Origin of the sequence: Caballeronia arationis (assembly GCF_001544975.2) — a bacterium.
GTDB lineage: Bacteria > Pseudomonadota > Gammaproteobacteria > Burkholderiales > Burkholderiaceae > Caballeronia > Caballeronia arationis.
The window spans coordinates 1-10,933 of sequence record NZ_FCOG02000169.1 but is presented as its reverse complement, the minus strand read 5'-3'; the positions used below and the strand labels follow the sequence as shown (position 1 = coordinate 10,933).

Annotated in this window: 8 protein-coding genes and 2 pseudogenes; 9 read left to right on the top strand and 1 reads right to left on the bottom strand. The window is 61.0% G+C overall.

The genetic code is table 11. From position 1 onward, the window contains the following. Positions 1-117 precede the first annotated feature (117 nt). Positions 118-576 (bottom strand): annotated as a pseudogene (locus tag AWB81_RS37350) (YhjD/YihY/BrkB family envelope integrity protein); the annotation flags it as partial. Positions 577-1,700: 1,124 nt separating this feature from the next. Here AWB81_RS37350 and AWB81_RS47510 point away from each other — a divergent pair. From AWB81_RS47510 to AWB81_RS37310, 9 genes and pseudogenes are all read left to right on the top strand, one after another. Further along, a pseudogene (locus AWB81_RS47510) lies at positions 1,701-1,842 on the top strand (DUF3300 domain-containing protein); the annotation flags it as partial. A gap of 293 nt (positions 1,843-2,135) precedes the next feature. Then, on the top strand, positions 2,136-2,639 hold the full coding sequence (locus AWB81_RS37345; protein WP_062642995.1) for a hypothetical protein: 504 nt from the start codon (positions 2,136-2,138) through the stop codon (positions 2,637-2,639). A gap of 234 nt (positions 2,640-2,873) precedes the next feature. Then, complete coding sequence (locus AWB81_RS37340) at positions 2,874-3,572, top strand: fused MFS/spermidine synthase (protein ID WP_062642993.1); 699 nt, start codon at positions 2,874-2,876, stop codon at positions 3,570-3,572. Positions 3,573-3,592: 20 nt separating this feature from the next. Next, positions 3,593-5,602 (top strand): hydrogenase 4 subunit B, encoded by a 2,010-nt coding sequence (hyfB, locus tag AWB81_RS37335; protein WP_062642991.1) that lies wholly within the window; start codon positions 3,593-3,595, stop codon positions 5,600-5,602. Further along, positions 5,599-6,549: a respiratory chain complex I subunit 1 family protein gene (locus AWB81_RS37330; RefSeq protein ID WP_062642989.1), complete on the top strand. Its 951-nt coding sequence runs from the start codon at positions 5,599-5,601 to the stop codon at positions 6,547-6,549. Before hyfB ends, AWB81_RS37330 begins: the two co-directional genes overlap by 4 nt. Then, positions 6,550-7,209, top strand: coding sequence for a hypothetical protein (locus AWB81_RS37325; protein ID WP_062642987.1), 660 nt, complete (start codon positions 6,550-6,552; stop codon positions 7,207-7,209). Beyond that, entirely contained in the window at positions 7,202-8,662 is a 1,461-nt protein-coding gene (locus AWB81_RS37320) for a hydrogenase 4 subunit F (protein ID WP_062642984.1), read from the top strand. Before AWB81_RS37325 ends, AWB81_RS37320 begins: the two co-directional genes overlap by 8 nt. A 3-nt stretch (positions 8,663-8,665) precedes the next feature. Continuing rightward, positions 8,666-10,228, top strand: a complete 1,563-nt coding sequence (locus AWB81_RS37315; RefSeq protein ID WP_062642982.1) for a hydrogenase large subunit — start codon at positions 8,666-8,668, stop codon at positions 10,226-10,228. Further along, positions 10,228-10,755, top strand: coding sequence for an NADH-quinone oxidoreductase subunit B family protein (locus AWB81_RS37310; RefSeq protein ID WP_062642980.1), 528 nt, complete (start codon positions 10,228-10,230; stop codon positions 10,753-10,755). Before AWB81_RS37315 ends, AWB81_RS37310 begins: the two co-directional genes overlap by 1 nt. The last annotated feature ends 178 nt before the right edge of the window (positions 10,756-10,933 follow it).

Sequence of the window (10,933 nt, the reverse complement as noted above, 5' to 3'; positions counted from 1 at the left end):
CTTTGCAGCGCAGCTTCCGCACCGCTGAGAAGGCCGTTAACACCTGGTGCGATCAGGTCAAAATCGCCGCGTAGAAACTTGACTCGACTGCTACAAGATCAATTCAGTCAAGGAATCTAGCCCGAACGAGACGAGCCGCACGCGCACCGTCGCCATTGCTTCGGAGCGCGGCTCGCCAGAGATCGGCCACACCCTATTGAGCGCACTATTGAGCGATGAAAACGTCGCCGACGCACCGACGACCAGCAGCACGAATGAGATGAGCGCGGCGATGCCGGTCCCGCCGGCATGATGCGCATTCTCGACAATGCTTTGCACACCCGCCGCCGCTTGATCGCCGATCAGCCCGTTCACCTGATGAAAGAGCTGCCCACGCGCTGCTGCGGGTCCGAACACCCAGCCTGCCACCGCAATCACCATGACGAGCGTCGGCGCCAACGAGAACGCCGAGTAGAAGGCGATGGCCGCGGCCATCGCGGCGCAGCGGTTTTCCGAGAACTGCGTGAGCGCGCCGAGCGCCCATGAAGCGTCCTTCCTGACGGTCGCTCCGATCTTCTGCGTTGAAACGGAACGCACGATGACCTCTCGATTCGATGAATGGATCTCGAACGGCGCGACGGATTTTGCCCTTTTCGGATATCGCGAAAAGCGTCTTTCAGGTACCTCACGTAATCGAGGCGACTGGCGAAATCGTCAATCAATCCATTGTCGAAAATATCGTCATCTAAAGACCGAATCCATATCTCGACGGTACTATCGGCACAGGTAATTGAAGCATTAACAATCAGATTACTGAGCGCCATCGGAACGATCCGAGACTGTGCGTCGCTCACGACCCGCGCGCGTCGAGGTCGTCCGACGATTCAATCGCCTCGCGATCGTCACGATTCCCGCTCACGCCCAACTCCTACCGCGCTCGGTCTCAGAACTCGTGGGCCATGCCTTCTGGGCAACCGCTTTCTCCCAGAGGCGGTACGCCGCCGTTCGAAGATGCTCTTCAGTGATAGGCAGTTGCATAGTTGCGTCACAACAAAGGTTCAAGTTTCCTGATGCGTCCGGCACCTGAATCGCACGTTCACGAGCATCCAGATGCGTCGAGCGCAAAGATCTAGTAGGGCTACCGCTCGATCGGCACGCGCTGCCAGAGCAGCGCCACGACGCCAGTCGATCGCGCAAGGTTCAGTTTGCTGGCCTCCTTGAGCAGCGTCAGCGCAGCTCCTTAAGTTCTGGGTCGGCCTTCTGTCCTGGGTGACGCACGGTCTAAAATGATGAAAGCATCCGTTGACGCGGCGACTTATTATCAGCAAGCGCAAGAAGTACCGTTTGATCTAGGTCAACGAACAGACTGGCTAGAGCCACGCGCCGGACGCCGTTGGGTAACCGGGCGGCCCTTTAGGTCTAATGCTGAGCGGATACGGCGCCGAGATCCGACGCGTTCGAGAAACAGAGAACCCGTTCCTCGAACGTACGGCTGGGCGCTAACGGCAACCACGCCATTGCGGAGTCCTCGTCGGTCTGAGACTGAGGCTGCTGATCCGATTGTATTTGACAGCCCGTCAACGCGCCGACGCCTCGCCTGCGTCGGCTGTAGCCCAATCCCGTAACCCTGCCTCGGCAGCAGTGCCTGTGCTACACCACTTCCCGCTTCGGCAACGCCAACCCCGGCTTTAAGAGCCCAGCCTCAGGCTCAGCAATAGCCACCCGAGGAACTCCAGGCGCTGGTTCCGCCGATCGCACTTCATTCCGATTCTCTACGGTCTCAGGTCCTAATGGCATCGGGTACAAGACCAGCCGTGTGACGTCAGCGTGAAGTCCCTGGTCGCCTTTCCTCAGGAGCTAAAGTCGGAACTGGTGTACGGGGGAGTTGAGGCGGAGATTGAAGGCTGTCGAGGTTTCCATTCGCGGGAAAAGTTATACCGAGCCATCAGTTGGGCGTTGGCCTCTATCAGGACGTCCAGCAGAATGCATCCTGCGGCACAGTAGGACGCAAAGGGTTCCACGAAGCGTGATGTTGACATACGTCAAGTTCGTTGCGAAGCATTGGCGCATCCTGAATGCGTAGAAGCGTTCACGCGGCGTAGGATCGCGCCGAAGACCGAGTGATGATGCGGTGTTGAGGCGGAGTGTCGTCAGCGATGATGCGGAAACACGACATTTTTAGCAAGGCGCTCTTCGTGATCGCCGTGGCGGTTCTCGTCGTCGCACTCCCTTCTGCGGTAATTGACACGTATCAGAACGGCCGTATCTATCTGTTTTCGCGACAGTTTCTTGATGAATTACCGCTTCGTCTCACGGGCCCGGGGCGGCTTAGATTTGTGCTGCAGCCACTCATTGCAATTGTGCTCGGCTGCCGAAGTGGACTGGCTGATGCACGCGGAAGGCACCAGCCGTTCATCTATCGACTGGTTACCGATAGCGGAAATCGCAAAAATCTTCTTCGAAGCGGACTTTCAGTCGTTGGTAATTTGGTGGCTATGGGTATCGTTCTCGACACAGTGGCGCAGTTTCTGATCTATGGACTGGTGCACCCGGGGGCGGCTATCGTGCTCGGGCCCGTACTGGTCTGCTTTCCCTATGCAGTATCTCGCGCCCTTGCGAACCGGATATCACAATTATGGCATCAGCGCTTTCGAACTTAGTGCATACGTGGCTTGCCTGATGAGCCAACGAACTGGCGATGGGGCGTGAGCCGAGCCGATGAGGCTTCATTCACAGTGCCGAATCGGACTAATCGACCCCGACCGTGGGTCGCCCGCACTTTCGTCAATGAGGCGCTTGCTTGACCGCACGGACGGATACTTTAAGGCTACCGCGACTCATCGGTCGCTGCATAACTCCAGCTAACGGTAACTTATCTGCAACTTCAGGAAAACATGGGATTGTCACCCGATCACCACAATCAGCTAAGGCATGCTCTCGCGGAGCATTGGGGGAAGACCTTTGGCAAACGTGTAGTACGCGAGGGGTTGCGCACGCGGTCGCTGTGTTTCGACGCTTTCGGCATACAAAGCACGATGCGCAAGATTGCGCCGCCCGAACTCGATCTGTCGTACACGCGGGCCATGATGTCCTTCCAGCTCTTTCGCCCTGATCCCCGGGACGTCCTGATCGGTGGTCTGGGCGGAGGATCGCTGTCCAAATACCGCTTTCATAAATTCCCATCTACCCGCGTGACCATCGTCGAAATCGACGACAGAGTGATCGCGTCACGCGAATGGTTTGCCATTCCCCCTGAATCGGGGCGATTCCGGATCGTGCACGCTGACGCAGCGGAGTATCTCTCGGACAGGATTGGCGTCGCGGATGTGATTCCGCTCGACGGCTTCGACGCATTAGGCCTGCCCGCCAGCCTGTCGAGCCAGTCCTTCTACGACGCCTGTCATACCGCGCTGCGCAGCGAAGGGGTGCTGGTGGCCAACCTGCAGAACAACGATCCGCGCGCTGAAGCCATCACGAAATCGATGGGGCCCGACCTGTACCGGTATGTCAAAAAAATGGAACGTCACCACCGGACAGACCCCGTTCCGAGATGCCCTTCGTCCAACACACTGCTCGTCGAACAGGACGTCTGACGGCACCGGAGACAACGCCGATGGAACACCTGCTGGTCATCCATTATGTGCTGCTTGTGACTGCGGGCTGGCTGGTCGTTGGAGTCCTGGGACTCGCCAACCTGCGCCGCACACGAGTGGTGGCGCATGGCCTGTTTCCGGTCGGCGCGGTGTTCGGCCTGTTTCTGTGCGGACTGGGCCTGACTGGCGTTTTCGCAGGTCCCCAGCAAACCGTCCTGCCGCTCGGATTGCCGGACCTGCCATTCCATCTGCGGCTCGACGGCCTGTCAGCGTATTTCCTCTGTGTACTGGGTCTGGTAAGCACGGGCGTGAGCGCGTTTTCCGCCGGCTATTTCCGCAAGGGTGAGGGCACTCCGCCCGGTCTGTTGTGTTTTGAATATCACGTGTGTCTCGCGAGCATGGCCGTCGTGTTGCTGGCAGACGATGCGTATTGCTTCATGGTGGCATGGGAGACGATGACGCTGTCGGCCACCTTCCTGGTGATGACCAATCACCGCATTGCAGAGATCCGCCGAGCCGCGTGGCTCTACTTCCTGATCTCCCATGTCGGCGCGTTGGCGCTCTTGCTGTGCTTCGGCCTGCTGCAGGCCAATACCGGCGACTATACGTTCGCCAACATGCGTCAGCAGCATCTGGACGTGTTCTGGGCGTCCATCGCGTTCCTGCTGGCGCTGTTTGGCTTCGGCACTAAGGCGGGGATCTTCCCGCTGCATGTCTGGCTGCCCGAGGCTCACCCGGCCGCGCCGTCGCCGGTATCGGCCCTCATGAGCGGTTTCGTCCTGAATGCCGGCCTCTACGGCGTGCTACGCACGGTGTTCGACCTGCTGCACGTGCAGATTGCGTGGTGGGGCGTGCTCATGCTGATACTCGGACTCTTCACCGCCCTTTTCGGCGTCGTGTTTAGCGCCATCCAGACGGACATGAAGCGGCTGCTTGCGTACTCGTCGATCGACAACATCGGCCTGATGTTCGTGAGCATGGGGCTGGGGATCCTGTTTCGCGCGTACGGGATGAACGCGCTGGCGGCTCTTTCGTTGACGGCCCTGCTCTACCAGATCGCGAGCCACGCGACGTTTAAGAGCCTGCTGTTTCTCGGGACGGGCTCCGTGTTGCACGCGACGGGCGAGCGCAATCTCGGGCGGCTGGGTGGCCTGATCCGCTTCATGCCGTGGACTGCGTGGGCGGCCTTGGTGGGCGCATTCGCCAGCGCCGGCCTGCCGCCATTGAGCGGTTTCGTCTCCGAATGGCTGTTACTGCAGAGCTTTCTGTTCACGCCGGGCTTGCCTGACCCATTCCTGAACATGGTGGTGCCGCTCGTCGCCGCGCTGATTGCTCTGGTCGCTGCGCTCGCGGGCTACACGATGGTCAAGTTCTTCGGCATCATCTTTCTCGGCCAGCCCCGCGAGGCGAAGCTGCGCGAGGCACGCGATGCGAGCCCGTGGGAGCGGGTTGGCTTCGTGTGGCTGGCAGCGACCTGCGTGCTCCTCGGGCTGCTGCCGGTGCAGTTCGTGATCGTTCTGGATCGCGTCACGCGATTGCTGGTTGGCGCCGGCATCGGCCAGGCCGTCGCGAGAAATGGCTGGCTGCTGCTCGCCCCCACGAGCGTAGACCGGGCCAGCTACATGCCGGCGGTTTTCCTGCTGTTCTTCTTTGCATGTTGTGGGCTCGCGTGGTTACTGGTACGCCGTCTCTATCATGGGCGCCTGCGGCGGGCGGTCCCCTGGGCCTGCGGCTTTCCGTTCGTGAACGCGCGCATGCAGGACACGGCAGAAGGGTTCGGGCAGCCGATCCGCGAAATCTTCGCACCTCTGTTCAGGATCGAACGGCGGCTGCCCTCTCCGTTCGACGAACACCCCGTGTACAGCGTTACCGTGACGGATCGCGCGTGGACCCTGATTTATGATCCGATCGCGCGGCTGGTCAAGCGCATCGCGGCACTGGCCGGGTTGCTCCAGACAGGCCGCATCGCGATCTATCTGATGCACAGTTTTCTTGTGCTGATCGTACTGCTGATGCTGGTGAGGCGATGATCACGCTCTCCGGATTGATCTCCCAGGGGCTTGAGATTCTGCTCGCACTGGCGGCTGCGCCCCTACTGACGGGGTGGGTCAACATGTGCCGCGCACGGTTGCAGAACCGCCGGGCGCCAAGCATCTGGCAGCCTTACCGGATGCTTCACAAGCTGTTCAACAAGGAGTCGGTGGTCGCCGACCACGCCAGCCCTATATTCCGCGGCGCGCCATATGTCGTCTGGGCATGCATGACGCTCGCTTGCGCGATCGTGCCCACTCTTTCCACCGATCTACCGCTGTCGCCGGCCGCGGACGCGATTGCCCTGGTGGGGCTTTTCGCGCTGGCGCGCGTGGCCATAGCGCTGGCCGCGATGGACGTCGGCACCGCGTTCGGCACCCTCGGCGCGCGCCGCGAGATGCTGGTGGGCTTCCTCGCGGAGCCTGCCCTGCTGATGGTCCTTTTTTCGGCGTCGCTGATCACGCAGTCGACCTTGCTGACCACCATCGTCGCCACGCTCAGCCATCGCGAACTGGCGATCTATCCGAGCCTCGCGTTCGCGGGGATCGCATTCACGATGGTCTCGCTCGCCGAAAACGCGCGCCTGCCGGTCGACAACCCAACCACCCACCTCGAACTGACGATGATCCATGAGGCGCTGATCCTCGAGTACTCCGGCCGGCATCTCGCGTTGATGGAATGGGCCGCGAGCCTCAAACTGTTCGCGTACTCCTGCATCGGCGTTGCCTTGTTCATTCCGTGGGGCATCGCGGAGGCCGGCAATCCGATGGCGCTGCTGTTCGCGATACCGGCGCTCCTCGTCAAGCTGTTGATAGGTGGCGCGGCGCTCGCGGTCGTCGAGACGACCAACGCGAAGATGCGTATTTTCCGCGTGCCCGAGTTTCTCGCGACAGCGTTTCTACTGGCCGTCATCGGGATGCTCGTTCACTTCCTGCTGGGGGCTTGAATGCACGGGCTTGCCACGCAGATTATCAACTTCCTGGCCGCCATCCTGCTGCTGCTGTCGTTTGCGATGCTCAGCCAGCGCCGGATCCTGTCGCTGATTCACCTATACACGCTGCAGGGCCTGGCACTCGTGTCAGCCAATGTGATCCTCGGATACGTCACCGCCGACGTGCACCTCTATATCTCCGCCGCACTCACGCTGGTGCTCAAGGTCGGCCTGATCCCCTGGATACTTTACAGGCTGGTCCAGCGGCTCAACGTGAAAATGGATGTGGAGTCGCTCCTCAATATTCCCGCCACCCTGCTGATCGGCATCGTGCTCGTGATCGTCGCGTTCAATGTCGCGTCGCCGATCAGCCAGCTCGCCTCATCGGTCGCGCGTGGCACGCTCGGTATCGCACTCGCCTGCGTGCTGCTGTCGTTCATGATGATGATTACGCGCGCGAAGGCGATCCCTCAGGTGATCGGCTTCCTGTCGATGGAGAACGGTCTGTTTTTTGCCGCTGCTGCGGCGACGAACGGCATGCCGATGATCGTCGAACTCGGCATCGGACTCGATGTGCTGGTGGGCAGCCTGATCCTCGGCGTGTTCATGTTCCAGATCAGAGAACAGTTCGACAGTCTGGATATTCATCACCTGGAAAAACTCAAGGATGACTGAAGCCTGGGTACTGCTGCTTGTTTTCGGGATCCCGCTCTTCGCAGGCGCATGCCTCGCGCTCGTGGGACACCACCACGCCGCGGCGGAACTCAACGTCGGGTTCAGTTTCCTCACGTTCGCGGCCACCGCGCTGCTAGCCGTGCAAACCGTGGCGCACGGGCCGGCGTTTGCGCTGGGCAAACTCTTCTTCGTCGATCCGCTTAATGTGTTCCTCGTCGCGCTCACGGCCTTCGTCGGCTGGACCACGTCGATCTTTTCGAGGCCTTACATGCGCATCGAGCGTGAGCGCGGCAAGATGACCGGCCCTCGCATGCGCCTTTACCACAGCATGTACCAGCTGTTCATCTTTGCGATGCTGCTCGCGCTGCTGACCAACAACATGGGTATCCTCTGGGTCGCCATGGAAGCCGCCACGCTCGCGACCGTTCTGCTGGTCAGCGTCTATCGCACCGCAGCCAGCCTCGAAGCCGCGTGGAAGTATTTCATCCTGTGCGGCGTCGGCATCGCGCAGGCGCTGTTCGGCACGATCCTGCTCTATCTTGCCGCAAGCCGGCAGCTCGGCGGTGGCGATGCGCTGCTCTGGACCAGTCTCAACGCGGTCAAGGGCAGTCTCGACCCGACCATCATTTCGCTCGCGTTCGTGTTCCTGCTGATCGGCTATGGCACCAAGGTCGGCCTCGTGCCGATGCACAACTGGCTGCCCGATGCCCATGCTGAAGGCCCTACGCCGATTTCGGCCGTACTATCCGGCCTGCTGCTCAACGTTGCGCTTTATGCGGTGCTGCGCTGCAAGGTGCTCGCCGATGGCGCGCTCCGCAACGGCCTGCCAGGACATCTGCTGCTCGGCTTCGGGCTGGTCTCGATGCTTATCGCTACCTTTTCGCTGTTTCGGCAGAAAGACGTCAAGCGGCTCTTTTCGTATTCGTCGATTGAACATATGGGTCTGATGACGTTCGCCTTCGGGCTTGGCGACCCCATCGCGACCTTCGCGGGCCTGCTCCATATGACGGTGCATTCGCTCGTCAAGTCGGCCATCTTCTTCACCGTCGGGCACGCGGCCCAGAAGGCCGGCACCCAGGCGATCGACGACATCCGCGGATTGTTACGCGTGAGCCCAACCGTTGGGTGGGGCATGATGCTCGGGGCGCTTGCGATCCTGGGCATGCCGCCATTCGGCGTCTTCGCGAGCGAGTTCCTGATCCTGACGACCGCGATGAACAAACTCCCATGGGCCACGCCCTTCCTGTTGCTCGCGCTTGCCATAGCGTTCGCTGCCATCTTCGTGCGCGTGCAGGGTATGGTGTTCGGAGACACGACGGCAAGGGTTCTTGAACACCCACCGGCATTGCTGCCCGTGTTCGTCCATCTCGGCATTGGTTTGATGCTGGGACTTTACATTCCGCCCTATCTTGCGACGTGGTATCGGCAGGCGGCGGCCATGATCGGGGGGTGACACATGCGCATCGAGGCATTCGGGTTTCCCAACCTGGTTCGCCTGTCCGTGTTCGCGGGCAGATCTTCGGCTTTTCTCGCACGGGTCGATCAAGACACGTGGACCCGCACCGCCGGCACGGTGCGCGAGGCGGGTGGCCGTCTGATCTCCCTGTGGGGTGCCGAAGAGACGGCAGGCACCTTCGTGATCTCCGCCGCGTATGCACTGGAAGACGGCATCCTGTGGCTTCGGTCGCCGGTAGGCGACGGGCACGGGGACAGCGACGGATACCCGGATATATCGGCGGTCTTTCCGTGCGCGACACGCATGCAACGGGCCGTCTACGATCTGGTCGGGCTGCGCGCGATCGGCGCCGCAGATACACGGCCGTGGCTGAATCATGGCAACTGGCCTGCCGATTACTTTCCGTTGCAGAGATTGTCGTCCGGGACCGAGCGGTTTCAATCCCAGGAAGCGGACTATCCGTTCGTCCACGTCGATGGTGACGGTGTCCACGAGATTGCCGTCGGTCCGATCCACGCAGGCGTGATCGAGCCCGGACACTTCCGCTTCTCGGTCGTCGGCGAAAAGGTGTTGCGTCTCGAGGAGCGGCTGGGCTATGCGCACCGGGGAATCGAGCGACTCTTCGAGCAAGTGCCCGCGCTCGACGGACACCGTCTCGCAGGACGCATCGCCGGAGACAGCACGGTCGCCTTTACGTGGGCCTATTGCATGTCGGTCGAGCGCGCGTTGAATGGACGGATTCCGCCACGCGCGCAATGGCTGCGGGCGCTGTTACTCGAGCGCGAGCGCGTTGCCAACCATCTGGGTGATCTCGGAGCGCTCGGCAACGACGCGGGGTTCGCGTATGGCCTCGCACAGTTTTCCCGTCTGAAGGAAGACTGGCTACGCCTGAACAATCAGGCTTTCGGACATCGCTATCTGATGGATCAGATCGTTCCTGGGGGCGTGGCAACGGACATCAATCCACGCTTCATCGCCGCGATACTGACACAGTGCGAGCAGATTGACGCGCAGGTTCGTGTGATGCAGAACATTTACGACGACCAGTCAGGGCTGCAGGATCGCTTTGCCGGTGCCGGCATCCTCTCCGCAAGAGTGGCGAAGCACTTCGGCGTGTGCGGGCTGGTCGCACGTGCAAGCGGGCGGCAAATCGATGTCCGTGTTGATCACCCTTACGCGCCATACCACGAGGTTCAGGTGCAGATGGTCAGTGACGACCGGGGTGACGTGGCGGCCCGCGTCGCGGCCCGCTTCAGCGAGATCTATGAGTCAATCCGACTGGTTCGCGCCCTCCTCGCCGATCTGCCAGGCGGTGAGATCGCGTCCCGGATTGAACACGGTGGCTCGTCATCCTGCGGGGTCGGCTGGATCGAAGGCTGGCGCGGCGATGTCTTCGTCGCGCTCGAGACCGGGGCTGACGGGACCATTTGGCGCTGTCACTGCCATGACCCTTCGTGGCAGAACTGGCCGGCCCTGGAGCACGCGATCATCGGCAATATCGTCCCCGATTTCCCACTGATCAACAAGTCGTTCAATCTCAACTATGCGGGACATGACCTGTAATGTGGCAACTTCTCAAACAGATCGCGACAACTGGCACGCCGACTCTGCGCGTGCCCGAGGGCGATGACACATGGCGGGCCGAAGGTCACCGGATCCAGCAGGAAATACTCGATGTGCTCGGCCGGGCGCTCTGCATTCGCGAGATCGATGCAGGCTCCTGCAACGGCTGCGAACTCGAAATCCATGCACTCAACAATCCGTACTACAACATCGAGGGCCTGGGAATCCGCTTCGTCGCGAGTCCCCGCCATGCCGACATGCTGCTGGTCACTGGCCCGCTCACGCTGAACATGCAGGAAGCGGTATTGCGAGCCTACGAGGCGACGCCTCAGCCGAAGCTGGTGGTTGCCACCGGCGAGTGCGCCTGCACGGGCGGTATTTTCAGGAACAGCTACGCCGTGCGCGGGCCGCTGTCGAATCTGCTACCGGTCGACGTTACGATCCCGGGCTGTCCGCCGCCTCCCATCGATATCCTCAAGGGCATTCTTGCTGCGCTTCGTACGAAACGCCCAACCTCCCCGCCATAATCACGGTCTGGAACACTCGCCAATCACGGCGTACACGGGCAAGGGGTTTGGCACCGGGCTCGCGTGCGATGAGCACTCCAGTGTGCCACGCTGATATTTTTGGATCGTCGGGGGAATCTATGGGTGAATTATTGTGCGCGGCTAGCCAAGTGAAGCTCGATTCCGATACTGATAGAGC